This is a genomic window from Comamonas koreensis, assembly GCF_014076495.1.
In the GTDB taxonomy this organism is placed as follows: Bacteria; Pseudomonadota; Gammaproteobacteria; order Burkholderiales; family Burkholderiaceae_C; genus Comamonas; species Comamonas squillarum.
On record NZ_CP043575.1, the window covers coordinates 2,077,622 to 2,102,685 of the forward strand.

The following is a 25,064-nucleotide window of genomic DNA, read 5'->3' on the forward strand; positions in this document are numbered from 1 at the left end:
TTGCAACGACGTAGACCGCCCCTGCCCGGGTGGCCCTAGCCGGGCGCCCGCAAAGCCACTGTCCCGAAGGGTTGGAGTGAAATCGGGCGATTTCTGCGCGCTGGCTCTTGCTTGCACCCCGGTGCAAGCTGCGTTCCACCCCTTCGAACTCATCCCGATTGCACTCCAACGCGGCTGCGTAGAGATCATAAACACGTTCTCAAAGCCACCGCCGTCCGGATAACACGGCGATTTAATAGGCCACGCGGATAACGCGGCGATAGGAAAGTCTTCATGGTTTCGATGCGAAGAGACCATCAATACCTTCACAGGACCAAGGCAGTACACCGACCACCAAAGCGGATTCTTGCTTATTTGGCAAAACCACCGCTGCTCCTCACGTTCTTTTTTGGCCACAGCGGCATGCAAGCCCTCACTGGTGCCAGCCATCGCCATTCAAAGCTGCGCTGGTGCAGCGCTTGGGGTTAGGACAGTGCCAGCGGCGCAAAGTGGGCTTGCAGCGCGGCCAGCGCCAGCCGCACCCGCGCAGGCAGCGCCTGGCGCTCGGGGGTCAGTGCAGAGATGCGCAGGCTGCCGCAATCCCAGTCGGGCAGCAGGCGCAGCAGCTGACCGCTGTGCACCTGGTCGGCCACCTCGAGCGAGAACAGGCGGGCGAGACCCAGCCCCTCGCGGCACAGCTGCTGCAGCGCGTACTGCTGGTTGCTGATGATGCGTGGCGTGGTGTGCAGCACCACCAGCTCGCCGCTGTGGCGGTGCTGCAGCTGCATGCTGGCGCTGGCGCTGGTGCTGTTGTTGTTGTTGTTGGTTGTGCCGATATTGCGCGCCATCCAGGGCCAGGCTTGCAGGGCCTGCGGGTTGCTCGGCCAAGGCCTGCCTTGCGCCAGCGCCGGGGCGGCGCATATCCACCAGGGCAGGGTGCCCAGCGTGCGCGCGACCCAGTGGGAGTCGGGCAGCTCGCCCAGGCGAATGGCGATGTCCACCCGCTCTGCGACCAGATCGCTGTGCGAATCATCGAGCAGCAGTTGCAGGCGCAGTTGCGGATGGGCATGCAGCAACGGAGCCAGCGCCCGGCCCAGCGGTGCGGCCAGGCCCAGCACGGCGGCAATGCGCAGCTCGCCCACGGGTTCGTCGCGCTCGGCATCGAGCTCGGCGCGGGCCTGGCGTGCGGCCTGCAGCATCACTGCGCACTGCGCATAAAAGCGCTGCCCGGCGTCGGTCAGACTGAGCCTGCGCGTCGTGCGGTGCATCAGCGGCAGGCCTGCCTGGGCTTCCAGCTGCCGCACCTGCTGGCTGACGGCCGAAGCACTCATGCCCAAAATGCGTGCAGCAGCCGTCATCGAGCCTTGCTCGACCACGGTGGCAAAAATAGCCATGCGCTTGAGGTCTTCCATCGGCTGATTATGAAGCACAGCTTCAAAGAATTGCTTCAAATAGAGGGATTATCAAATCAGCTCCCCAGCCCTACAGTGTGGTCATGGCGTGGCGCAAAGGCTGCCCGCCGATGTTCATGCAAAGGAAATACGATGAAAGTCACCCTGATTGGATCGACCGGTTTTGTAGGCGCCGCATTGCTCGATGAATTGCTGCAACGCGGCCACGACGTGGTGGCCCTGGTGCGCGACCCCGCCAAGCTGGCGCCCCGCCCGCACCTGCAGGTGCTGCAGGGCGATGTGATGGATGCGGCCGTGGTGCAAAAGGCCGCTACGGGCAGCGACGCGGTACTGTCGGCCTACAACGCAGGCTGGACCAACCCGAATATCTACGAGGATTTCCTCCAGGGCTCGCGCGCCATCGAGGCCGGCACCCGCGCAGCTGGCGTGGCCCGCTACCTGGTGGTGGGCGGTGCGGGCAGCCTGTATGTGAACGGCCAGCAGTTGGTGGATTCGCCCGAGTTCCCCGCTGCGATCAAGCCTGGTGCCAGTGCGGCCCGCGACATGTATACCGCGCTGCAAAAAGAGACAGCCCTGGACTGGACCCTGCTGAGCCCGCCCGTGGGCTTCCATGGCGGATCGGCTGCACAAAGCCAGGGCCGCACCGGCCAATACCGCACCGGCAAGGATGAGCCGCTGTGGCAGGCCGATGGCAGCCCTGGCGATATCTCGGCAGCGGATTTGGCCGTGGCCCTGGTCGATGCGCTGGAGCAGCATCTGCACAGCAAGGCGCGCTTTACGGTCGCCTATTAAAAGAACAGGCCTGCTGGCGCAGACCGGGGACTCAGTCCGCCTGCGCCAGAAATGTCTGCACCCGGCCAAGCACCTGCTCGGCCATTTCGCGATGCGGCACATGGTGGGCGCCGGCGATGATGGCGGTCTGGCCGCCAGCCCCCGCCTGGCGGGCAATGCGTTCAGGGTGCGCGGTGCTGCCGTATTCATCGAGCTCACCATGGATAGCGAGCAGGGGGCATTGCAGGCGGGGCAGCCAGGCGTCCACGCTCCAATCGCTAAACGCGGGGCTGAGCCAGGTTTCCGTCCAGGCATCGACTACCCAGCGTGCCTTGCTGCCGTGGTATTTGGCCAGGCGCTCCAATTGCTCCGCGTCCTGGAACAGCGCGCGGGCCTCGACAATGCCCGCCCGCGTGCGGTCTTCGACAAAGGCCTGGGCGGCGATGGTGACCAGGGCCGTGCATTCCTGGCCCGCACCGGCCGCAATGGCGATACCCATGCCGCCGCCCACGCTATGGCCCAGCAAGGCAAAGCGCCTGAGCCCCAGATGCTGGCGCACAATGGGAAAGTAAATCTCCGCTTCTTCGCCGACAAACTGCGTTGACAGCGTGTCGCCGCGCGCGTCGGACTGGCCAAAGCCCAGGCGGTCATAGGCGATCACCTGCCGGCCCGTGACCTGGGCCAGCTGCGCCGGAAAATCGCGCCATAGCGCGACCGACCCCAGTGAGTCATGCATCAGCACCAGCGGCGCTTTATGTGCGGTGCTCGGGGTCCAGGTTTTGGCATACAGCCGGCCCTGCTGGGGCAGGCCGATCCAGTGTTCTTGGGCGATGGCGGCGGTGTCGGAGATGGCGGTCATGGTCTCGGCGGCGAGGGAGATGACCGCATCTTAGTGGCGCCGGGCAGTGATTATCTGCCCGCTGGAGACACCACAAAGTTCATCTGCATCTGCGCACGTGCCGGGTCGGTCCAGCGGTAGGGCAGCTCGGTCTCCTGCACCTGCAGCATCGCATCGACCGGCCAGGCCGCCCACCACCAGGCATCGGGCGCCGGGTCCTCGGTGGAGATTTGCAGCCAGGGCAGCTGCTGGCGGCGCGCGCTTTCGGCGGCCTGCCAGGCGCAATCCTTATGAAAGCCCGGCTCGTCCGCATCGCAGACCACGATCTGGGCCTGCGGAAACAGAATGCGCATCACGCCGCCAGTGGTGTGGTGCTCGGCGAGCACCATGCCTTGGCCCTGGTAGCCTGCCTGGCGCAAGGTCTGGGCGATCAGGTCCAGCTGCCAATTGAGGCGGTCACCCTTGCCGCGCTTGGCATCGCGCAGCGGCGCCAGCAAGGCCAGCGACCACACCAGCACCAGCATGCCCAGGCAGGCCAGCAGGTAGCGCTGGCGGCTTTTGTCCGATGCGGCAAGCGCCGGGCAGCGGGCCAGCATATAGAGCGGAAAAATCAGCAGCAGCGGCTGGATCCAGCGGCCATCGAACTTGGCCGCGCCGGCCAGCGCCATCAGCGCGAGCGACCCCGCCACCAGCGCCATATAGCGGCCCAGCAGCGGCACCAGCCAGTCAGGCGTGGGACTGGTATGGACGGCGCCGTTGGCCGCAGCGGGCTGCTGCCAAAAGCGCCCACTGGTCCAGCGTGCCATCAGCAGCCAGGGCAGCACGGCCAGCAGCAAAAAGGCCAGCAGATCGCGCAGGCCCTGGGCCAGGCCGCTGAGGTAGGAGCTGGTTTCTGCCGGGTGCAGCTTGTCCAGCGTGGCGCCGCTGGCCGCTTGCCAATGCTCCAGCACCCACCAGGCATGCGGGGCCACCAGCGCGATGCTGATCAGCGGCGTGAGCCACCAGCCGCGCGAGAGCAGCGCACGGCGCGTGCTGCCCAAGCTCAGGCAGGCCAGCAGCAAGGTCACGGCCACCAGCAGGTAGCTGTATTTGGAGAGCATGCCCCAGGCCACGACCAGGCCCAGGTAGACAAAGCCCAGCGGTCGCGGCTGGCGCAGCTGGCGCAGCAGCAACCACCAGGTCGCGCAGATCGCGCAGGTCAGCATCACCGTGTGGGTCTGGTCGCGCAGCAACTGCCAGGCAATGCCGGGAAGCCAGGCCATGCCGGCAGCGGCCGGCCAGGCCTGGCGGGCAGGCAGCACCTCGCGCGCGGCCAGCAGCATAAAGACAAAGCTCAGCGCAATCAGGCTGTTTTTGAGCAGCACCACGGCGACGGTGCTGGGGCCGAGCACCCCCACCAGGGCCCATTGCAGCCAGGTGTAGAGCGGCGGCTGGGGCCCGTAGCCCAGTGCCAGTTGCTGCGACCAGACCAGCTGCTCGTTCTGGTCCCAGGACACCCCGTGCGAGGCCAGCAGGCGGCTGGCCATGACCAGCACAAACAGCGCTGCAATCCAGCGCAGGGCTTGGCGGTCAACGGCAGGGGGCTGGGTAGGGAGCGGGGTCATGCAAGCGGCAAGAAGGGCGGCATGGCCGCCAAAAAAACTGCCCGATCATAAAGGGCAGACGTAAAGCCAACGCAAAGCGCGAAGGCGGTTTGCTGTGATTTTTAGTCTGCGCTGGGCCAGGGCGCATCGCCATAGAGCTGCGCTGCGCTGATGCCCAGATCCAGCCGCTGGATGGGCAGCGGCGGCGGTTGCAGCTGCAAGCCCAGGCGCTGGTAGACGCCTTCGCTCGACAGCCCGTAAGGCGCCGCATCGGCATTGTCAAACGCAAAAAACACCTGCTTGGCCTGGCCCGCCACGATTGCGGCCAGGCACATGGGGCAGGGGTGGCCGGAGGCATAGACCGTCAGCCCCTGCAGGTGCGGCAGCTGGCGCTGGTGGCAGCAGTCGCGGATGGCTTCCATCTCGGCGTGGCCCGTCATGTCCTGCGTCTGGCTGATGGTGTTCACGCCCCGGCCCAGGATGCTGCCCGCATCATCGGCAATCGCTGCGGCAAAGGGGCGGCCTTTTTGCAGATGGCGGTTGCGGTGGGCGCTGGCTAGCACCTCGCGCAGGATGGCGGTGTGCTGGGCGTGCAGGGTGTCGGTCATGGGGCGCTTCTTATTGTGGAACACCTGGCCGATTGTGCTGTCAGCCTGTGGGCCGGTGCCGCCTGGCCGGCAAAGACTGACAGTGGCACTGCGGCACTGGGACTGGTGGGGGCTGCGCAAACTGGGGCAAGATGCAGGCATGCATACCGCCCCCGTATCCTCTCCTACTGTGCCCCGCGAAGGCTGGGACCCTGCACAGACCGGCCATGCCTTGTTCCGCACCCGGCTGGGTGTTTGCGGCATTGCCTGGGGTGCGCAGGCCGTGGTGGCGCTGCGGCTGCCCGAGCCCAGCCTGGAAGCCACCCAGATGCGCCTGCTCGAGCACGCACGCCAGCGCCGAGAGGGCCTGTGGCCGCAGGTCCAGGTGCCGGGTGATTTGAGTGCGCAGGCCTTGCAGGCGGTGGCCGGCGTGCAGTGGCTATTGGCTGGGCGCGAGGGTGGCTCCGACCCGGATGACAGTGCGCCCTGGCCCGATGCACCCGCCCCGGTGCTGGGTGATTTGCGCAGCCTGCTGACCCTGAACCGCTGGTCTGCGCGCAGCGGCCTGCCGCTGCTCGATGATGTGGTGCTGGACTGGCATGGCGTGCCGGATTTTTCGCGGGCGGTCTACCAGCTGGCACTGGCCATTGAGCCGGGCCAGACGCGCAGCTATGGCGACCTGGCGCAGGACCTGGGTGGCAAGGGCTTGGCGCGTGCCGTGGGCCAGGCATTGGGCGCCAACCCTTTTGCGCCGGTGGTGCCCTGCCACCGCATCCTGGCGGCGCAAGGCGCGGGCGGCGGCTTCTCGGCCAATGGCGGCACGCGCACCAAGCTGCAACTGCTGGAGTGGGAGGGCGCAGCGCTGGGCGATGGCAGCAGCCTGGGGCTGTTTGATTGAGCGCTACGCCAATAACCAAAAGGGCCGCAACAGCGGCCCTGGGTACATGGCGATAGCGCCCCGCCTCAGACCACGCCTTCGCTGTGCAGCTGCGCAATCTGCGCGGGCGAGCGGCCCAGCTCGGCCAGGATCTCGTCGGTATGCTGGCCCATCGCGGGGGGCGGGCGGCGCACCACCGGCGGCGTAGCAGTCAGCCGCATGGGGCTGGCGACGGTGCTGATGCTGCCGATCTGGTCGCCAGCGTCGCGCGGGATCTGCACATGCAGGCCGCGTGCAATCACCTGCTCATCCTCAAAGGCCTGGGCGATGTTGTTGATGGGGCCGCAGGGGACGGCCTTGTCTTCGAGCAGCGCAATCCATTCGGCGGTGGTGCGGGTCTTCATCAGCGGGTACATCAACTCCTGCAAATCCTTGCGGTGGATGATGCGGCCCGAGTTGCGGGTAAAGCGCGGGTCCTGCGCCCAGGCCTCGTTGCCGGTCGCGGCGCAAAAGCGGGCGAACTGGCCGTCGTTGCCAATGGCCAGCAGCACATTGCCGTCCTTGCTGGGAAAGTCCTGGTAGGGGCCGACGCTGGGGTGGATATTGCCTGCGCGCTGCGGAATATCGTCTGCATTCAAATAGCCCACCGCCTGGTTGGCCAGCACGGCCATGCCCACATCCAGCAAGGCCATGTCGATGTGCTGGCCCTCGCCGGTCTGGTGGCGCGCCTGCAGCGCGGCCAGGATCGAGCAGCAGGAATAAATGCCGGTGAACACATCAGTGACCGCAACGCCCACCTTGAGCGGGCCGCCACCGGGCTCGCCATCGGGGTGGCCGGTGATGCTCATCATGCCGCTCATCGCCTGCACCATCAGGTCGTAGCCGGCGCGGGGCGCGTAGGGGCCGGTCTGGCCAAAGCCGGTGACCGAGCAGTAAATGAGGCGCGGGTTGATCTTGCGCAGGCTTTCATAGTCCAGGCCATAGCCCTTGAGGCCGCCCACCTTGAAGTTCTCGACGAGGATGTCGGCATCCTTGGCCAGCTCGATGATCAGCGCCTGGCCCTGGGGCGAGGCCATGTCGATGGTGATGCTGCGCTTGTTGCGGTTGCAGCAGGTGTAGTAGCTGGCCTGCTCGGTCTTGGCGCCGTCATCGGTGTGCAGGTAGGGAGGGCCCCAGTGGCGCGTGTCGTCGCCAGCCTCGGGGCGCTCGACCTTGATCACCTCGGCGCCCAGGTCACCCAGCATCTGTGCGCACCAGGGGCCGGCCAGCACCCGCGACAGATCCAGAACTTTGATGCCGTCCAGCGGCGCGATGCTTGCGGTCATGGTGTCTCCAAATTTGATAGCTGCCCATGCATGTGCAACAGGCGCTGCAGCAAGAAATTTCTGCAAAACTCGCCGATGGTACGTGCGGCCTCAGGGCGGCGCCATTCGCATCCGGCAAGGGGGTGGTTAAGCGATCACAAAACACCACAACCCACCCACGCAGCGCCTGCAGTGAAGTGGGTTGTGGGTGGGCATGCAGCAGCTGCTGCATGCGATGGGGCTCAGGCGGTGCTTAGTTGGCGAACGCAGCGATGCCGGTCTGGGCGCGGCCCAGGATCAGCGCGTGCACATCGTGCGTGCCTTCGTAGGTGTTGACCACTTCCAGGTTCACCAGGTGGCGCGCCACACCGAACTCGTCGCTGATGCCGTTGCCGCCCATCATGTCGCGGGCCAGGCGGGCAATGTCCAGCGACTTGCCGCAGTTGTTGCGCTTGATCAGCGAGGTGATCTCGATCACGTTCTGGTGCTCGTCCTTCATGCGACCCACGCGCAGCGCCGCTTGCAGGCCCAGCGTGATTTCGGTCTGCATGTCGGCCAGCTTTTTCTGGATCAGCTGGTTGGCGGCCAGTGGGCGGCCAAACTGCTTGCGGTCCATCGTGTACTGGCGGGCGGTGTGCCAGCAGAACTCGGCCGCACCCATCGCACCCCAGGCAATGCCAAAGCGGGCGCTGTTCAGGCAGGTGAAGGGGCCCTTCAGGCCGCGCACTTCGGGGAAGGCGTTTTCTTCGGGTACAAACACATCGTCCATGACGATCTCGCCGGTGATCGAAGCGCGCAGGCCCACCTTGCCGTGGATCGCGGGAGCCGACAGGCCCTTCATGCCCTTTTCCAGCACAAAGCCGCGGATCTGGCCGACGGCGCCGCCTTCGGAGACTTCCTTGGCCCAGACCACAAACACATCGGCGATGGGGCTGTTGGTGATCCACATCTTGCTGCCCTTGAGCTTGTAGCCGCCATCCACCTTGTAGGCGCGGGTGGCCATGCTGCCAGGGTCGGAGCCGTGGTCGGGCTCGGTCAGGCCAAAGCAGCCGATGAACTCGCCCGATGCCAGCTTGGGCAGGTACTTCTGCTTTTGCGCTTCGGTGCCGAATTCGTTGATCGGCACCATCACCAAGGAGGACTGCACCGAGGCCATCGAGCGGTAGCCCGAGTCGATGTACTCGATCTCGCGCGCCACCAGGCCGTAGCTCACGTAGTTGAGGCCAGCGCCACCGTATTCGGTGGGGATCGTGGGGCCCAGCAGGCCCAGCTCGCCCATCTCACGGAAGATGCTGGTGTCCACCGATTCCTTGCGGAACATCTCCTGCACACGCGGTGCGAGCTTGTCGCGGCAGTAGGCGCGGGCTGCGTCGCGGATCATGCGCTCGTCTTCGGTGAGTTGCTCGTCGAGGTGGAAGGGGTCTTCCCAGGTGAATTGCGCCATGTCTTGCTCCTTGGATCTGTATTCGCTCATCGGAAGGCAGGCCGGGCGCAGAAGCGCGGGCCTGCCAAAACAGCCGCCATGGTAGGCCTGCCGCAGCGCAGGGGCAAACGATTGTTTATCATCCAGATATGCGCATTACGCATTTATACACATGCCGTCGCAGTGCAGTCGCAGAGAAAAAAGGAGTGATTGCATGCGTCACACAGGAGACAAGATATGCGCCGAATGATTCCTTCGACCCAGGCGCTGGCCTGCTTTGAGGCGGCTGCCCGCCACGAGAGCTACACCCGCGCTGCCCAGGAGCTGGCGCTGACGCAAAGCGCCGTCTCGCGCCAGATCATTGCACTTGAAGAGCAACTGGGCGTGCAGCTGTTCAAGCGCTCGCGCCATGGCATGGTGCTGACGGCCGCAGGCCACCAGTACAGCCAGCAGGTGGCGCAGTGGTTGCAGGGCATCGAGCGCGGCACGCTGGACATCATGGCCCACCAGGGCGCGGGCGGCGCGATCAGCATTGCGGCCGTGCCCACCTTTGCCACCCGCTGGCTGCTGCCGCGCCTGCCGCAGTTCCTGCAGCAGCACCCGGGCGTCGTGGTGCATATCGATGTGCAGACCCGGCCCTTTGCCTTTGCCGAGCGCCAGGTCGATGCCGCCATCTATGCCGGCACGGCCGAGCAGGCGCGCCAGTGGCCGGGCACGCAGGCCGCTTGGCTGATGGACGAGCTGATCGTGCCGGTCTGCAGCCCGCGCCTGCTCGAGGGCGCCACCCAGCGCGGGCGCGGCCGTGCCTACCTGACGGTATCGCCCCAAGTGCTGGCCCAGCTGCCGCTGCTGCAGCAAAGCACCCGGCCGGACGGCTGGCGCAAATGGTTTGATGCCGCTGGCGTGCAGGCGCCCCATGCGCTCGATGGCCCGCGCTATGAGCTGTTCTCGATGCTGGCCGTCGCTGCTGCGGCCGGTATGGGCGTGGCGCTGATCCCGCCAATGCTGATCGAGGATGAGCTCGCCCGGGGCGAGCTCGTGGTCGCCTGTGAGCAGCCTTTGACCGGCAGCCGCGCCTATTACTGGATGACCCCGCTGGCCACCGAGCCCCTGCCTGCCCAGCCCGCGCTGCAGGCCTTTGCCAGTTGGCTCAAAGGCCGGGCCGCCTAGTGGCCTAAGGGTAAGTGCTGCAGCGCAACAGGCCCCAGGCATCACTACAATCTAAAAATTGCCTTAGAGGTAAAAACCGCCGTCCCAGAGACTAGGATGGACGGTATTCCCATAACGCCAGCCGTTGGCGAGAGACACAGGAGATCCGCGTGCCGGAAAACACCCCAGGAACAGCCACCGCGTCCGAGCGCGTCGTCAAGAAATACCCCAACCGCCGTCTGTACGACACCCAGACCTCTGCCTACATCACCCTGGCCGAGGTCAAGGCCCTGGTCATGCAAAACGAGCCCATCGTTGTGAAGGACGCCAAGACCGGCGAGGACCTGACGCGCAGCATTCTGCTGCAGATCATTCTGGATGAGGAAGCCGGCGGCGCGCCGATGTTCACCGAGGCCATGCTGGTCAACATCATCCGCTTCTACGGCCATGCGATGCAGGGCTTTATGGGCTCCTACCTGGAGCGCAATGTGCAGCTGTTCACGGAGATGCAAGGCCGCTTTGCCGACCAGATGAAGGGCGCGACGCCCGAGATGTGGCGCAATTTTCTGGGTATGCCGATGCCCGGCGTGCCAGGCATGCCCGATGCGAGCAACTACCAGGCGCAGTCGCAGCAGTTCTTCCAGCAGATGCAGGAGCAGATGCAGAAGCAGACCGAGCAGATGCTGACGGCTTTTGGCATCAAGCGGCCTTGATGCAGGGAATGGCTTGGCGCTAGCTGGAGGGGCCAAGCCATGTTGCGCGCCTGCTGTCTGACGCGTGCATGCCACGTGCGGCATGAGCAAACGGGCGATGTCGATGCTGCGTTCTTGAACGCAGCGACTGCATATGCTATAACCTCCAATCCTTCAATTTTTGCCTTTTCGGAGCCTTTCATGTCCCGCCTGTTCGTCACCCGCTAATCGCCGACGACTGCATTTGCAGCCTCGTGCGGCGCAAGTCTGCGCCACAGCTGGCTGCGGTACTGGCTCCGAGCTCCCTACGCCTGCCATGAGGCGGCGGGAGCGCTGAATCCCCCGCTTCCCCTGCGCGACGACCTCTTTCCTTTTTTGGGTAAGAGCGGTCGACCTGCGCCTCACGTTCGTTGGCTTTCCCTGTCCTGCCGGACAGCGAGACGCTTCTCGCTGCAACGAACATGAATCCCCACACGCTTTCGATATTCAAATACCCGCGCACGCCTCACCTGGAAGGATCGCGCTTGCAAGCGGGCGACGATGCCAGTGACCAGGTGCCCCTCAAAGCCCTGGCTGGCCAACACGTCGTCATCGAGGAAAAACTCGACGGCGCCAACGCCGGCATTTCCTTTAGCGGCGCCGGCGACCAGCTACTGCAATCCCGAGGCCACTACCTGGTGGGCGGCGGCAGTGAGCGCCAGTTCAATCTATTCAAAGTCTGGGCCGCTGCCCACGAAGCGGCCTTGCTCGAACGCTTGGAGGACCGCTTTGTCGTCTATGGCGAGTGGACCTATGCCAAGCACTCGGTTTTCTACGACCAGTTGCCGCACCACTTTCATGAGTTCGACATGTTGGACCGGGAGACGGGTCAGTTTCTATCGACCCCGCGCCGCCATGCCTTGCTGCAGGGCTCACCGGTGCTGTCCGTGCCGGTTCTGTATGAGGGGCTGATGCCGACAGACCCCGCCTTGCTGTGGGCGCTGGTGCAGCCGTCCCTGGCCAAGAGCCGCGCCTGGCGCCAGTCGTTTGACCTCACAGTCCAACGAGAGGGTTTACCGCCCCAGCTGTGCTGGCAACAGACGAATAACTCGGACCTCGCAGAAGGCCTGTATCTGAAGGTGGAAGCGGACGGCCAGGTGGTGGCGCGCTACAAGCTGGTCCGGCAAGACTTTCTCCAGACAATTTTGGACAGTGGCTCACACCACAGCCAGCGGCCAATGATTGCCAATGGCCTGGCGCCAGGTGTGGACCTCTATGCGCCGCAGCCTTCGGTGAGCTGGGAAGACTTGTCCCTGCACACCATTCGCTCGCTGGATGCATTGAAAGCTTTGGCGCGAAGCAACCGGGCAGCTGGGCCGGATGGTGCCCGCCGAGTATTGGGAAGAAGCTCTCCCGGAAAGGACTGTGTATGAACTGGTCAACGATTGCGGGCCTGGTGCCCGCGCCGGGCGCCGCCCCGGATTTTGAGGCCTGTCTTGCGGCCTTCCCCGTACTGGAGCGGGCCAAAACGACGGTGCAGGACCCCCGATTTCACGCCGAGGGTGATGTCTGGACGCACACCCAAATGGTGGTGCAGGAGCTGCTGGCGCTGCCGGACTACCTGCAGGCGAGCCCGCATGACCGCATGGTCTTGTTCCTCGCGGCCTTGCTGCATGATGTGGCCAAATACCGGACCACGGTCATCGACCCACAGACCGGGGCCATCGGCCAGCCTGGCCATTCCCGCAAGGGTGCCGTGGAGGCCCGTGTGCTGCTCTGGGACGCGGGTGCGCCACTGGACCTGCGGGAAGCGGTCTGCCGCCTGATTGCAGTCCACCAAGTGCCATTTTTCGCGTTGGCTGGGTCTCGGTCTGGCAAGACGCCCGAGCGCATTGTGCGAGAGGGGTCCTGGCAGGTGAATCTTGTCCACTTGGCCGCTTTGGCCGAAGCAGATATGCGCGGGCGTGTCTGTGTGGACCAGCAGGCGGTGCTGGACAACATCGAACTCTTTCGGGAACTGGCGCGGGAAGAGGGCTGCTACGGGAGTCCTCGGCACTTTGCGGATGCCCACACCAGGCTGAGCTACTTCCGGGGCGCTGACGTCCACCCGGACTATGCGCTTTTTCAGGAACCTGGATCGCGCGTGACCGTGATGTGTGGCCTGCCCGCGTCGGGAAAGGACAGCTGGCTGGCGCAGCACCGGCGCGGCTTGCCGGTGGTGTCTTTCGATGATGCAAGAGAAGCGCTGGACCTGAAGCATGGTGAGAACGAGGGCGCCGCTGCGCACTTTGCCCATGACAAGGCCCGGGAACTGCTGCGCAAGAAGGCGCCTTTTGTCTGGAGCGCCACGCATCTGAGCCTGCAGATGCGAACGCGCACGCTTGATCTGCTGTTTGCCTACGGTGCCGAAGTGGAATTGGTCTACCTGGAGCAGCCACGTGCCGAGCTGCTGCGGCGTAACAGCCGCCGGGACTCGACCCTGTCCAACAAGGCGCTGCAGTCGCTGCTGAACCGCTGGGAGCTGCCAACCGAGACGGAAGCCCATGCGCTGCGCATTGAGCAGCCCTGAGGCGGCGTTGGCGGCCTTGGCAGTCTCCGCAACACAAGCTGGCCCGGTGTGGCCAGGTTGTGTTGTTTTCGGCGCTGGCGCTGCAGCCTTCCCCACGCTTTTCCGCCTATCTCCCACCTGAATGCACGTTCTCCAGGCTCCCGCCTGCGGGTCTATACCCCAGGGACGGAGCCTGTCAGGGCGCCTGCTTTAAAATACCGCCCAGATTAGTTGCCAGGTTCCCCTGCAAGAAAAATGAATACCGATACCCACGCTGCCACTGCGACGCTCGACGCCAACCGAACCCCCAAGGTGGGGTTCGTCAGTTTGGGCTGCCCCAAAGCCCTGACCGACAGCGAGCTGATCCTGACGCAGTTGAGCGCCGAGGGCTACCAGACCTCCAAGACCTTTGAAGGTGCCGATCTGGTGATCGTCAACACCTGCGGCTTTATTGACGATGCCGTGCGCGAGAGCCTGGACACGATTGGTGAGGCGCTGGCCGAGAACGGCAAGGTGATCGTCACCGGTTGCCTGGGCGCCAAGATGGGTGACGGCGGCGGCAACCTGGTCAAGCAGATGCACCCCAGCGTGCTGGCGGTCACGGGCCCCCACGCGACGCAAGAGGTGATGGATGCGGTCCACACCAACCTGCCCAAGCCGCATGATCCCTTCATTGACCTGGTGCCCGGCAGCTTTGGCGAGGCGGGCATCAAGCTCACGCCCAAGCACTATGCCTACCTGAAGATCTCCGAAGGCTGCAACCACCGCTGCACCTTCTGCATCATCCCCTCGATGCGCGGGGACCTGGTCAGCCGCCCGATTGGTGATGTGCTCAAGGAAGCCAAGGCGCTGTTTGCCGGTGGCGTCAAGGAGCTGCTGGTGATCAGCCAGGACACCTCCGCCTATGGCGTGGATGTGAAGTACCGCACCGGTTTTTGGGACGGCAAGCCGGTCAAGACCCGCATGCTGGAGCTGGTCGAAGCGCTGGGCGAGCTGGCCAAGCCGCATGGCGCCTGGGTGCGCTTGCACTATGTGTACCCCTACCCGACGGTGGACGCGATTTTGCCGCTGATGGCCCAGGGCCTGGTGCTGCCGTACCTGGATGTGCCGCTGCAGCACAGCCACCCCGATGTGCTCAAGCGCATGAAGCGCCCGGCCAGCGGTGAGCGCAATCTGGAGCGCATCCGCGAATGGCGCGCGATCTGCCCTGAGCTGGTGATCCGCTCGACCTTTATTGCCGGCTTCCCTGGCGAGACCGAGGAAGAGTTCGAGCACCTGCTGGACTTTATCCGCGAGGCCGAGATTGACCGCGCAGGCTGCTTTGCCTATAGCCCGGTCGAGGGCGCGACTGCCAACGAGCTGCCCGGCATGCTGCCCGCTGAGGTGCGCGAGGCGCGCCGCGCCCGCTTTATGGAAGTGGCCGAAGAGGTCTCCGCCAGGCGCCTGGAGCGCCGTGTGGGCCAGACCATGCAGGTGCTGGTGGACAAGGCCATCGGCCTGGGCAAGAAGGGCGGTATTGCCCGCACCTACGCCGATGCGCCCGAGATCGATGGCGTTGTGCACCTGCTGCCGCCCGAGAAGCTCAGCAAGACCTACAAGGTCGGCGAGCTGATCAAGGTGCGCATTGTGCGCAGCCAGGGCCATGACCTGGTGGGTGTGCCGGTTTAAACACTGGATCGCATACAAAGCAAGGGGCCTTGCTGTTGCAGCAGGCCCCTTTTGTTTGGTCGTTGCGCTTTGGGAGCTTGTGCTTATTCCACCTGCAGACCAACGAGCTCCGGATAGTCCACCGGGTACTGTGGCTGCATATCCAGCAGGCAGTGGTTGAGCAAGGTGTTGACCATCAGGTTGCGGTGCAGCTTGTTGTCGGCGGGCACCACATACCAGGGCGCATGGGCGGTGGAGGTGGCTTCGAGCAGGTCCTCATAGGCCTGCTGGTAGGCATCCCACTGCTTGCGCACGGCCAGGTCATCGAGGCTGAACTTCCAGCGCTTTTCCGGCACATCGATGCGCTCTTGCAGCCGGATGCGCTGCTCGTCCTTGCTGATGTGCAGCATGCACTTGAGGACGGTGGTGCCGTTCTCGGCCAGCAGGCGCTCGAAGTCGTTGATCTGCGCATAGCGCTGCTTGGCGACCTGGCGCGTGATCCAGCCGTTGACCAGGGGCACCAGCACATCTTCGTAGTGGCTGCGGTTCCAGATGCCGATCTCGCCTTTGGCCGGCGCCACGGCATGGCAGCGCCAGAGGTAGTCGTGCGAGAGCTCTTCCTTGCTCGGACTTTTGAAGGTGGCCATGCGCAGGCCCTGCGGGCCGGTGGTCTTGAAGACGCCGCGCACGGTGCCATCCTTGCCGCTGGTGTCCATGCCCTGCAGCACCAGCAGCACCGAGCGCTTGTTCTCGCCCTGCAGCGGCCGCATCAGCTGGGCCAGCTGCTTGTTGAGCATCTTGAGGTCTTTTTCCTGGGCCTTGATGCTGCCATGCGCAAACGGTGTGGCGGCCGGGTCGTAGTCGGCCAGATGGACTGCGCCCTTGACGGGCACGCGGTAGTTCTGGGGATTGGGCATATCAGGCTAAAGGGTGTATCGGGCAGGCGGGATGCAACGGGCCATGATTTCAGCTTTTGGCAGACTTGTCACCTGGGGCGCCACGCCTGCAAGGGGCTTCACACCATCTTGCGGATCGGGCGCTTCTTCCAGATCGCCTGGTAGTACCAGGTCTGCAGCGCCAACGTCAGGCCGTAGGAGACGGGGAAGGCCATCCAGATGCCCACCAGACCAAAGTGGCGGCTGAACAGCCAGGCCAGTGGCAGCTCCAAGGTGGCGATCACGCCGATGGTGATCAACGTGGGCACCAGGACATCGCCGCTGGCACGCATCAGTGCTGCCAGCGAGGCAAAGGCGCCAAACAGCAGGCCACTCCACAGCACAATGCGCAGCAGCTCCACGGCCACGTGCAGCACCTCTTGATCGGTGATGAAGATGTACAGCAAGGGCCGGGCAAAAATGCTGCCCAGCAAGGCCGTGGCGCCACCGATGGCCATGTTGATCTGCATCGCAGTACGCGCAATGGCGGGCAGGCGCTCGCTGCGGCCTGCGCCAATCGATTGGGCCGCCAGGATGGACGCAGTGATGGCCACAGAGATCAGCGGGAACTGGGCAAAGGCATTGATCTGGTTGACGGCGCCGTAGGCGGCTGTGGCATCCGAGCCAAAGCCATTGATCAGCGATAGCACGACGAGGCCGGCCAGCGAGGTGGCGATCATCAGCACGCCAGTAGGGATACCCACACGCAGCACGGCGCGCAACAAGGTCCAGTCCAGGCGCATGGCGCGCAGCAGTGCGCGGTTGGGGGCCAGCACACTGCGCTTGCGGCGCAGCTGTATGGCCAGCCAGACCAGGGCCACGCTAAAGCCCAGAATCATCGACACCCCGGCGCTGGCCACGCCCAGGCGCGGCAGGCCACCCCAGCCGGCAATCAGCGCCGGCGTGCTGACCAGGCCGATGCCGGTGGACACGATCAGCGACCACATCGGCGTGAGCGTGTCGCCCACGCCGCGCAGCAGTGAGGTGAACAGCAAAAAGATGAACAGCCCTGGCATGCCCAGCAGCACGATGCGCGAGTAAATGGTGGCCTGCTCCAGAATATCGGCCGGCGTGCCCAGCATGCGCATGATGGGCTGGGTAAACAGGCCGCCAAACAGCGCCACGGCCGCGCCCATGGCCAGCCCGGCGAGCAAGGTGGTGCCGGCAATGGCGCGTACCTTGTCAGGTTGCCCGGCGCCCCAGGCCTGGCCGATGAGCACCGACGCACCAGCCCCCAGACCAATGACAAAGGCGATAAAGACAAACATGACCGGAAAGAACGCCGCAACAGCAGCGAGCGCCTTGACCCCCATCATCTGGCCCAGGAACATGCTGTTGAGCGTGCCCGAGAGGGACTGCAGGATATTGGACAGCAGCATGGGGCCCAGAAACACCATGAAGACTTGCCACAGGGGGCGAACAGGCGGGGCGGAGGGCGCCGCCTGGGGTGCGGGTATGGACGAAGACATGGGAGGGTGTGGGGTCAGGGTGCTGCGGGTAGGGTGCTTACACCGGCCAGATGGGGCGGCTGAGCTGGTGCAGATAAGCTTGTACATCATCGGGCCAGGCCTGGGTCTGCAGCAAGAACGCCGATTGCTTGTGGGCAAACAGCGCGCGGCAGGCCTCATCAAAGCCGGGCAGATCCCCCGCCATGGCCTGCATGAACTGGTAGGTGGCCTCGGTCGCTGCGCGCTGCGAATCCTGCTGCGCATGGGCATTGCGGGCGTCATCGATCAGGCGGCGCAAGGCCGCTGAGGCGCCGCCGGGCTGGCGGTTGAGCCAGTCCCAATGGCTGGGCAGCAAGGTTACCTCGCGCGAGACCACGCCCAGCTTGGGGCGGCCAACGGCACGTGCAGAGCGGCTGTGGGCTGCTGCTTCAACAGGTGCTGCGGGTGCTGGGGCTGCGTCGTCGTCCAGCTGGGCAGCGGGCTGCGCTGCCGGGGTCAGCTCCGAGCGCCAGTTCAGATCCAGGCGCCGTCCGGAGAGGTCATCAAACACCCACAAGGGGGTGAGGCTGCCGCCGGGGTGGAGTTCGTCATGGTTTTGCAGATAGCGCAGCACCGTCAGGCGGTCGGCTTGCAGCAGGCGCTGGTGACCCTGGAAGATGGTCAGCCGGCTGGTCAATGTCTCGGTAGTCATGGCCACTTGTTCGTTGTTCTCTTAATGAGTAGGTCATTTTACCGGGGCAAAAATATTTGGCTATTTTTAATGGGTAAAAATATGTATCTGGATGCGCACAGCGGCAGATGGCCTGTGGCAGCTGCTGTTAGCGCGGTGAGGCGGTGGCGCGGAGGTCGAAAAAAAACCTCCAGCGCGGGGCATGGAGGTTGTTCTGGCTGGAGCCTTGTGGCCCAGTCATTACACGCGCTTGCGGTATTCAGCAGTGCGGGTGTCGATTTCGATCTTGTCTTCCTGGCTCACGAAAAGCGGCACAGCGATTTCAAAACCGGTAGCGATCTTGGCAGGCTTGAGAACCTTGCCGGAGGTATCGCCCTTGACAGCAGGCTCGGTCCATGTGATTTCGCGCACGATGGTGGTGGGCAGCTCGACCGAGATGGCCTTGCCGTCATAGAACACCACTTCAGCGGTCATGCCGTCTTCCAGGTAGTTCAGCGCGTCAGCCATGTTTTCGGCTTCCACTTCGTACTGGTTGAACTCAGGGTCCATCCAGACGTACATGGGGTCGGCGAAATAGGAGTACGTGCAGTCCTTCTTTTCCAGGATCACGTTGTCGATCTTGTCGTCGGCCTTGAACACGTTTTCCGTGCCGAAGTTGCCGATCAGGCTCTTGAGCTTCATGCGCACGGTTGCAGCGCCACGGCCGCCACGTGCGTATTCGGTCTTCAGAACGATCATCGGGTCTTTGCCGAACATGATCACGTTGCCAGCGCGGATTTCTTGAGCGATTTTCATAGCAGTAAGTGCCTGTGTTGGGGCCGCTCAAACTACTACGGGCGGCGCGCAAGTGTCGTTGGACGGGCTGTGCTGCGCCGTAGCATGTTCCGCGGCGTTGTGCGCATCCATCAAACCCGGCTGCCTGCAGGCGCTGGGTGCGCGGATAAGCGCAAAGACTGCAATTCTAACATTTTTCGCCCGCAAATGCCATCAGCTGCTCGGCAAGGCTGGGCTGCCTGTGCAGAGTGTTGCGCGCGGCCAGCACGCAATGGGCCCATTGCGCCAGCAGCGCTGGCGTGATGGCGGGCCATGCAGGGACGCTGCCGCCAGCCCCTGGGATGCCATTCCAGGCCGCATGGGCTTGGCGCAGGCTGCCCGGCGCGTCCAGCCAGTCCAGAAAAGCCTCCAGCTTGGCATGGTGGGCATTGTCGCCCTGCGGGTAGATCTGCCAGACAAAAGGCTGGCCGGCCCACAGCGCCCGTACCAGTGAGTCTTCGCCGCGCACAAAGTTGAGGTCGCAGGACCAGAGCATCTCGTCAAATTCCGGCTGGCTGCAGGGCAGCAGCAGCTGAACCTGGCTGGGCAGGGGCTGGGGCAACAGCTGCTGCACCAGCGCCGCCGCGCGGCCCGGGGTGACCAGCCACTGCGTGGCCGTGCCAGCGCTGGCAAAGGCGGGCAAAAAGGCCGGGGGCTCATAGCAGAACAGCGAAACCACCTGATCGCTGCCCTGCAGGCCATGCCGGGCGCGCCAGGCGCTGCGGTCAAAGTCCGCCTGGCGCTGGGGCAGATCGGCTTCGCGCAGCAGGCCGCCGGTGCCGGTGCTGAAACCCGGGTAGAAGAACCAGCGCGTAAGGCCTGCCGCGGGGCCGCTCATCAGGCGCGAGGGCAGGCGGTGGCAGCGCTCGACATAGTCTTCGGCAGACAGGTACTCCAGGTTGATCCAGACGCTGGCTTTCTGCGTTGGGGATTGCGCACGCGCGGCCAGCGCCTGCTGGAAGGCAGGCGGAATCTCGCAGCCAAAGGCCTCGACCACCACATCACCGACCCCGCTGGCCGGCGCCGCATCGGGCCAGGGCTGCACCGTCACGCCAGGCGCGCCCTGCGGCGCCATCCAGGCCAGGGCGCTGCCATCGTCCACCCACAGCCGCACCTGGCAGCCGCGCTGGGCCAGGTCGGCGGCCAGGCGCCAGCACACGCCGATATCGCCAAAGTTGTCGATCACCTGGCAAAAAATATCCCACAGCGGCGCTGGGCTGCGCTGCGCGGAGGCAGGGGATACGGTGGAGGATGTGGCGGTGGGGGTGGAAGCAGGGGAGAGGGTCATCACCCGCGCGATGATAGTGCAGTCCCGGGCTTCACTGACTGGCGCTGCCTCCTGGGCCACAATAGCCTTCAGTTGATCAAGCATGGAGACAGACATGAACCCCCACACTGCAACCCCCGGGCCGATGGCTTTGCAAGACGTCAAGGTGGTCGAGATGGGCCAGCTGATTGCCGGGCCGTTCTGCGGCAAGACCTTGGGCGAGTTTGGTGCCGAGGTCGTGAAGATCGAGGCCACCGGCGCGGGCGACCCGCTGCGCAACTGGCGGCTGCTGCAGGATGGCACATCGGTGTGGTGGCAGGTGCAGTCGCGCAACAAGCAATCGCTGGCGCTGGATTTGCGCCAGAAGGAAGCGCAGGACATTGCCCGCCAGCTGATTGCCGAGGCCGATGTGCTGGTGGAGAACTTTCGCCCCGGCACCCTGGAGGGCTGGGGCATGTCGCCCGAGGAGCTGCATGCGATCAACCCGGGCCTGGTGATGCTGCGCATCTCTGGCTATGGGCAGACCGGCCCCTACCGCGATCTGCCCGGCTTTGGCGTGATTGGCGAGGCCATGGGTGGCTTGCGCCACCTGACGGCCGAGCCCGGGCGGGTGCCGGTGCGCGTGGGGGTGTCGATCGGCGACACCTTGGCGGCGCTGCATGGCGTGATCGGCGTGATGATGGCGCTCTACCACCGCAAGGTGAATGGCGGCAGCGGCCAGGTGATCGATGTGGCCTTGCACGAGGCGGTCTTCAATGTGATGGAAAGCCTGATCCCCGAGTACAGCGCCTTTGGCACGGTGCGCGAGGCGGCGGGCAGCGCCTTGCCCGGCATTGCGCCATCGAACGCCTATGCCTGCCAGGATGGCTGGGTGCTGGTGGCCGGCAATGGCGACAGCATCTTCAAACGGCTGATGGACACCATTGGCCGGCCGGACCTGGGCCAGGCACCGGACCTGGCCAGCAATGCGGGCCGGGTGGCGCGCATTGAAGAGATCGATGCCGCCATCAGCGCCTGGACGCAGCCGCGCGCCATCGCGCAGGTGATGGATGCGCTGGCTGCTGCCAGGGTGCCAGCCGGCAAGGTCTATACCGCCAAGGACATCAGCGAAGACCCGCACTACCGCGCGCGCCAGATGATCCTGCCGCAAACCACGCGCGACGGCCATACGCTGGAGGTGCCGGGCATTGTGCCCAAGCTGTCCGCCACACCGGGCACGATCCGCAGCAGCGCGCCGCACCTGGGCGATGACACCGATGCGGTGCTGCAGGGCCTGGGCCTGAGCGGCGCGCAGATTGCGGCGCTGCGTGAGCGCGGCATTGTGCAGTGAGCGTGCACGGGTGATGGGCCGTTTCGCTGCGGGCGGGGCGAACGCATAAGACAATAGCGCCATGCCCACCCACGTGCACTCTCCCGAACTTCTTGCCCAGGTCGCTGGTTTGCCAGCCATGCCTGGCGTCTACCGCTATTTCGATGCCAGCGATGCGCTACTGTATGTGGGCAAGGCCATCAACCTCAAGCGCCGGGTCTCGAGCTATTTCCAGAAGGACCATGGCGGCACCCGCATCGGCCACATGGTGGGCAAGATCGTGCGCATGGAGACCACGGTGGTGCGCTCCGAAGCCGAAGCGCTGCTGCTGGAAAACAACCTCATCAAGACCCAGCACCCGAAATACAACATTCTTTTTCGGGATGACAAGAGCTATCCGTACCTGAAGATCACCGGCATGGCCATCCACGATGGCGACATGCGCACGCCCCCCAGCCAGTGCTACCCGCGCGTGGCCTATTACCGGGGCGCGACCGACAAGCGCCAGCGCTATTTCGGCCCTTACCCCAATGCCTGGGCGGTCAAGGAAACCATCTTGCTGCTGCAAAAGGTGTTTCGCCTGCGCACCTGCGAGGACAGCATTTTCAGCAACCGCACCCGGCCTTGTCTGCTCTACCAAATCAAGCGCTGCAGCGCCCCCTGCGTGGACCACATCAGCCCCGAGGACTACGCCGCCGATGTGGCCCATGCCGAGGCCATGCTGCGCGGCGAGACCGACACGCTGCTCAAGACGCTGGAGGCGCGCATGTTGGCACACTCGGACAAGCTGGAGTTTGAGCAGGCGGCCGACATCCGCAACCAGATCAAGGCGCTGGCCAGCATGCTGCACCAGCAGAGCATCGAGACCATCGACGACCGCGATGTGGACATGCTTGCCGTGCAGGTGCAGGGCGGCAAGGCCTGCGTCAACCTGGCCATGGTGCGCGGTGGCCGGCATCTGGGTGACCGCGCGTATTTCCCCGTGCATGTGGAAGACAGCGCCGCCATCGCCAGCATGGAAGAGGCCGAAGAAGCCGAAGTAGCCGCAGACCAGGCGGGCGCCCAGCCTGATGAGGCCCAGCCCGGTGGGGCCCAGCCCGGTGGTGCCCAGCCCGGTGGTGCCCAGCCCGGTGGTGCCCAGCCCGGCGTGGTGCGGCCCGCCAAAACAGTGGAGCAGCGCGTGCTGGAGGCCTTTGTGGCCCAGCACTATCTGCAGGTGGCGCCGCCCCCGGTGCTGGTGGTCAGCGTGGCGCTGGAGCCCGCGCTGCTGGAGGCCTTGTCGCAGCAGACCGGCACGCGCATTGCGGCGGTGTCGCAGCCGCGTGAGGAGCGCCGCGTCTGGCTGGAGATGGCGCAAAAGAATGCCCAGCTGCAACTGGCCCGCCTGCTGGCCGAAGAGGGCTCGCAGCAGGCGCGCACGCGCGCTTTGGTCGAGGCGCTGGATTTGCCGCAGGACGATATCGACCAGCTGACCATCGAGTGCTTTGACATCTCACACACCTCGGGCGAGAACACCCAGGCCTCTTGCGTGGTGTTCCACCACCACAAGATGCAAAGCAGCGAATACCGGCGTTACAAGATCGACGGCATCACCGGCGGCGATGACTATGCCGCCATGCGCCAGGTGCTCACGCGCCGCTACAGCAAGGTGGCCGAGGCCCAGCGCGATGCCGGTGGCGCCGAGCTGGGCAAGGGCGCGGCCCGCTTGCCAGACATCGTGCTGATTGATGGCGGCAAGGGCCAGGTCGGTGTGGCACGCGAGGTCTTTACCGAGTTGGGTCTGGACCTCTCGCGCATCGTCGGTGTCGAAAAAGGCGAGGGCCGCAAGGTCGGGCTGGAAGAGCTGGTGTTCTGCGATGGGCGCGACAAGGTCTACCTGGGCCGCGACTCGGCCGCGTTGATGCTGGTGGCGCAGATCCGCGACGAGGCGCACCGCTTTGCCATCACTGGCATGCGCGCGGCGCGCGCCAAGGTGCGGGTAGGCGGCAGCCGGCTCGAAGACATCCCCGGCGTGGGCCCCAAGAAGCGCGCGCGCCTGCTGCAGCGCTTTGGTGGTGTGCGCGGGGTCGAGGAGGCGGGGGTCGATGACCTGATGACGGTCGATGGCATCTCGGCTGCCTTGGCAGAGGACATCTACAAGGCCTTGCATTGACGGGGTGGCACGGGCCGTGCAGCAACGGTCACACAGGCAATAGTGCGGTTCACTGAATTTGCACCGTTGCGTGCCACAATAGCCGCATGTTCTTTACGATCCCCACCATCATGACCTGGACGCGCATCGTCGCGATCCCGCTCATCATCGGCGTGTACTACTCGCCTCTTGATATGGCCACCAAAAACCTGTGGGCCACCGTCATGTTCGTGGTGTTCGCCTTCACCGATTGGCTCGATGGCTTTCTGGCGCGCAAGCTCAACCAGACCTCTTCCTTTGGCGCCTTCCTCGATCCCGTCGCCGACAAGTTCCTGGTCTGCGCCTCGCTGCTGATCCTGGTCTACCTGCAGCGCGCCGATGTCTTTGTCGCGCTGATCATCATTGGCCGCGAGATCGCCATCTCGGCGCTGCGCGAATGGATGGCCCGCATTGGCGCGAGCAAGAGCGTGGCCGTACACATGGTGGGCAAGCTCAAGACCACCGTGCAGATGGTGGCCATTCCCTTTTTGCTCTACGACGGCAAGGTGGCCGGCATCGATACCGGTGTCTGGGGAACCTGGCTGATCTGGGGCGCTGCCGTGCTCACGGTCTGGTCCATGATTTATTACCTGCAAAAGGCCTTGCCCGAGATCCGGGCTAGGGTTGATTCTTAGTCGAGCGCCACAGGTTTGGGCGTAGACTGCATCTCGCCTGTACAAGGAATTCAGGCTACAGGGCCCGTGATGCTTGGCTTTTGCAAGGCAAAGCGGGTGCTGGTCAGCGAAAAAAAGTGATTTTTTGCCTGAGCCCCCAGAAATTCCGTCTAGAATTCATCTCATTCCAGAGGCGCTGGGGTCGAGATGAAAATTTCGTGCCAGTGGTGTTGTTTTTGAATCTGTGACAGTTGTACGGCGTACAAACTGCTCATAATGGGATGAAACATACACTTCCTTAACTCTCTTGATTAATAGAGGCTGCTTGTGAATAAAACTGAACTCATTGAGCACATTGCTAACAATGCTGATATCTCCAAGGCTGCTGCCGCTCGTGCGCTGGAGTCCACCATTGATGCAGTGAAGAAGACCTTGAAAAAAGGTGGTACAGTCTCTCTGGTAGGTTTTGGTACCTTTGCCGTTGGTAAGCGCGCTGCTCGTACCGGCCGTAACCCACGTACCGGCGCTGCGATCAAGATCAAGGCAGCCAAGGTGCCTAAGTTCCGTCCAGGCAAGGCATTGAAAGATGCGCTGAACTAATTTCGGTTATCAGGTGGGGTGCTTAGCTCAGTTGGTAGAGCGGCGCCCTTACAAGGCGTAGGTCGGCGGTTCGACCCCGTCAGCACCCACCACATTAACCAAGAAAATAAACCCCTTAGAGTGATCTAAGGGGTTTTTTCTTTGTCCATTCGCCAACTGAAATGGACGCAAAGGGCGCCTCAGCCGACCCAAAAACGCCATTTGCCACCCGTGCGATTCCTTGAAACGGTGCAGGTCTGCATGCATGGCACCGATAAGGCTTGGCCGACTTGGGTTAAAGGGGCGGTGGAATAAGCCTGCCCACATGCATGGGGTAATCGCTGCCTTGTTGGCGATAATGCCATTGGCATCATTCGGGCAAAACGGATGCATTGGTGCGGTCCCTCCAGGCTTCTCCGAGCCGCGCGGAAGTTTCTAGGTCTCGCATCTCATTTGGATGGATAGCAAGC

At 64.3% G+C, this 25,064-nt stretch carries 22 protein-coding genes and 1 tRNA gene; 12 read left to right on the forward strand and 11 right to left on the reverse strand.

The window, feature by feature from the left end; genetic code table 11:
* Window positions 1-464: 464 nt before the first annotated feature.
* Entirely contained in the window at window positions 465-1,391 is a 927-nt protein-coding gene (locus tag F0Q04_RS09260) for a LysR family transcriptional regulator (protein ID WP_182345240.1), read from the reverse strand.
* 132 nt (window positions 1,392-1,523) lie between these two features.
* Between F0Q04_RS09260 and F0Q04_RS09265 the strand changes: the two genes are divergently transcribed.
* Window positions 1,524-2,183: an NAD(P)-dependent oxidoreductase gene (locus F0Q04_RS09265; protein WP_182345241.1), complete on the forward strand. Its 660-nt coding sequence runs from the start codon at window positions 1,524-1,526 to the stop codon at window positions 2,181-2,183.
* 31 nt (window positions 2,184-2,214) lie between these two features.
* Here F0Q04_RS09265 and F0Q04_RS09270 read toward each other — a convergent pair whose 3' ends face one another.
* The 3 genes from F0Q04_RS09270 to F0Q04_RS09280 form a co-directional block, all read right to left on the reverse strand.
* Window positions 2,215-3,021, reverse strand: a complete 807-nt coding sequence (locus F0Q04_RS09270; protein ID WP_182345242.1) for an alpha/beta fold hydrolase — start codon at window positions 3,019-3,021, stop codon at window positions 2,215-2,217.
* Between the two features lie 50 nt (window positions 3,022-3,071).
* Window positions 3,072-4,604 carry a glycosyltransferase family 39 protein gene (locus F0Q04_RS09275; RefSeq protein ID WP_182345243.1) on the reverse strand — a complete coding sequence of 511 codons (1,533 nt, stop codon included), beginning with the start codon at window positions 4,602-4,604 and terminating at the stop codon, window positions 3,072-3,074.
* 101 nt (window positions 4,605-4,705) lie between these two features.
* A complete protein-coding gene (locus F0Q04_RS09280; RefSeq protein ID WP_116927282.1) occupies window positions 4,706-5,191 on the reverse strand; it encodes a nucleoside deaminase in 486 nt (161 codons plus the stop codon).
* Window positions 5,192-5,330: 139 nt separating this feature from the next.
* Here F0Q04_RS09280 and F0Q04_RS09285 point away from each other — a divergent pair, with 139 nt between their 5' ends.
* Window positions 5,331-6,068, forward strand: a complete 738-nt coding sequence (locus F0Q04_RS09285) for a methylated-DNA--[protein]-cysteine S-methyltransferase (RefSeq protein ID WP_182345244.1) — start codon at window positions 5,331-5,333, stop codon at window positions 6,066-6,068.
* Window positions 6,069-6,133: 65 nt separating this feature from the next.
* On the opposite strand, the gene F0Q04_RS09290 is transcribed toward F0Q04_RS09285, so the two are convergent.
* Both F0Q04_RS09290 and F0Q04_RS09295 read right to left on the reverse strand, forming a co-directional pair.
* Window positions 6,134-7,372: a CaiB/BaiF CoA transferase family protein gene (locus tag F0Q04_RS09290; protein WP_116927283.1), complete on the reverse strand. Its 1,239-nt coding sequence runs from the start codon at window positions 7,370-7,372 to the stop codon at window positions 6,134-6,136.
* Window positions 7,373-7,604: 232 nt separating this feature from the next.
* A complete protein-coding gene (locus tag F0Q04_RS09295; protein WP_021026966.1) occupies window positions 7,605-8,795 on the reverse strand; it encodes an acyl-CoA dehydrogenase in 1,191 nt (396 codons plus the stop codon).
* Between the two features lie 216 nt (window positions 8,796-9,011).
* Between F0Q04_RS09295 and F0Q04_RS09300 the strand changes: the two genes are divergently transcribed.
* The 5 genes from F0Q04_RS09300 (at window position 9,012) to rimO (ending at window position 14,810) form a co-directional block, all read left to right on the forward strand.
* Window positions 9,012-9,944, forward strand: coding sequence for a LysR substrate-binding domain-containing protein (locus F0Q04_RS09300; protein ID WP_116927284.1), 933 nt, complete (start codon window positions 9,012-9,014; stop codon window positions 9,942-9,944).
* 149 nt (window positions 9,945-10,093) lie between these two features.
* Window positions 10,094-10,636 (forward strand): polyhydroxyalkanoate synthesis repressor PhaR, encoded by a 543-nt coding sequence (gene phaR, locus F0Q04_RS09305; RefSeq protein WP_021026964.1) that lies wholly within the window; start codon window positions 10,094-10,096, stop codon window positions 10,634-10,636.
* Window positions 10,637-11,076: 440 nt separating this feature from the next.
* On the forward strand, window positions 11,077-12,027 hold the full coding sequence (locus F0Q04_RS09310; RefSeq protein ID WP_182345245.1) for an RNA ligase family protein: 951 nt from the start codon (window positions 11,077-11,079) through the stop codon (window positions 12,025-12,027).
* Window positions 12,024-13,163 carry an AAA family ATPase gene (locus tag F0Q04_RS09315; protein ID WP_182345246.1) on the forward strand — a complete coding sequence of 380 codons (1,140 nt, stop codon included), beginning with the start codon at window positions 12,024-12,026 and terminating at the stop codon, window positions 13,161-13,163. The genes F0Q04_RS09310 and F0Q04_RS09315 overlap by 4 nt, the downstream gene beginning before the upstream one ends.
* Window positions 13,164-13,397: 234 nt before the next feature.
* A complete protein-coding gene (gene rimO, locus F0Q04_RS09320; protein ID WP_182345247.1) occupies window positions 13,398-14,810 on the forward strand; it encodes a 30S ribosomal protein S12 methylthiotransferase RimO in 1,413 nt (470 codons plus the stop codon).
* 83 nt (window positions 14,811-14,893) lie between these two features.
* Here the strand turns inward: rimO and F0Q04_RS09325 are convergent, their stop codons facing one another.
* The 5 genes from F0Q04_RS09325 to earP all read right to left on the reverse strand — a co-directional run bounded on the left by F0Q04_RS09325 (window position 14,894) and on the right by earP (window position 19,943).
* Window positions 14,894-15,706, reverse strand: coding sequence for a PPK2 family polyphosphate kinase (locus F0Q04_RS09325; RefSeq protein ID WP_182345248.1), 813 nt, complete (start codon window positions 15,704-15,706; stop codon window positions 14,894-14,896).
* Window positions 15,707-15,804: 98 nt separating this feature from the next.
* Window positions 15,805-17,193, reverse strand: a complete 1,389-nt coding sequence (locus F0Q04_RS09330) for an MATE family efflux transporter (RefSeq protein ID WP_182345249.1) — start codon at window positions 17,191-17,193, stop codon at window positions 15,805-15,807.
* 37 nt (window positions 17,194-17,230) lie between these two features.
* Entirely contained in the window at window positions 17,231-17,863 is a 633-nt protein-coding gene (locus F0Q04_RS09335) for a DUF2239 family protein (protein WP_182345250.1), read from the reverse strand.
* A 219-nt stretch (window positions 17,864-18,082) separates the two neighbouring features.
* The gene (gene efp, locus F0Q04_RS09340; protein ID WP_021026959.1) at window positions 18,083-18,637 is read right to left on the reverse strand and encodes an elongation factor P; all 555 of its coding nucleotides are present in this window, start codon (window positions 18,635-18,637) and stop codon (window positions 18,083-18,085) included.
* Between the two features lie 166 nt (window positions 18,638-18,803).
* Window positions 18,804-19,943 carry an elongation factor P maturation arginine rhamnosyltransferase EarP gene (gene earP / locus F0Q04_RS09345; RefSeq protein ID WP_182345251.1) on the reverse strand — a complete coding sequence of 380 codons (1,140 nt, stop codon included), beginning with the start codon at window positions 19,941-19,943 and terminating at the stop codon, window positions 18,804-18,806.
* 94 nt (window positions 19,944-20,037) lie between these two features.
* Here earP and F0Q04_RS09350 point away from each other — a divergent pair, with 94 nt between their 5' ends.
* From F0Q04_RS09350 to F0Q04_RS09370, 5 genes are all read left to right on the forward strand, one after another.
* The gene (locus F0Q04_RS09350) at window positions 20,038-21,252 is read left to right on the forward strand and encodes a CaiB/BaiF CoA transferase family protein (RefSeq protein WP_182345252.1); all 1,215 of its coding nucleotides are present in this window, start codon (window positions 20,038-20,040) and stop codon (window positions 21,250-21,252) included.
* A 61-nt stretch (window positions 21,253-21,313) separates the two neighbouring features.
* The gene (gene uvrC / locus F0Q04_RS09355; RefSeq protein ID WP_182345253.1) at window positions 21,314-23,383 is read left to right on the forward strand and encodes an excinuclease ABC subunit UvrC; all 2,070 of its coding nucleotides are present in this window, start codon (window positions 21,314-21,316) and stop codon (window positions 23,381-23,383) included.
* An 86-nt stretch (window positions 23,384-23,469) separates the two neighbouring features.
* Window positions 23,470-24,036, forward strand: coding sequence for a CDP-diacylglycerol--glycerol-3-phosphate 3-phosphatidyltransferase (gene pgsA / locus F0Q04_RS09360; RefSeq protein ID WP_116927291.1), 567 nt, complete (start codon window positions 23,470-23,472; stop codon window positions 24,034-24,036).
* Between the two features lie 306 nt (window positions 24,037-24,342).
* Window positions 24,343-24,615, forward strand: a complete 273-nt coding sequence (locus F0Q04_RS09365) for an HU family DNA-binding protein (RefSeq protein ID WP_021026954.1) — start codon at window positions 24,343-24,345, stop codon at window positions 24,613-24,615.
* 16 nt (window positions 24,616-24,631) lie between these two features.
* Window positions 24,632-24,707: transfer RNA gene (locus tag F0Q04_RS09370), tRNA-Val, on the forward strand.
* Window positions 24,708-25,064 lie beyond the last annotated feature (357 nt).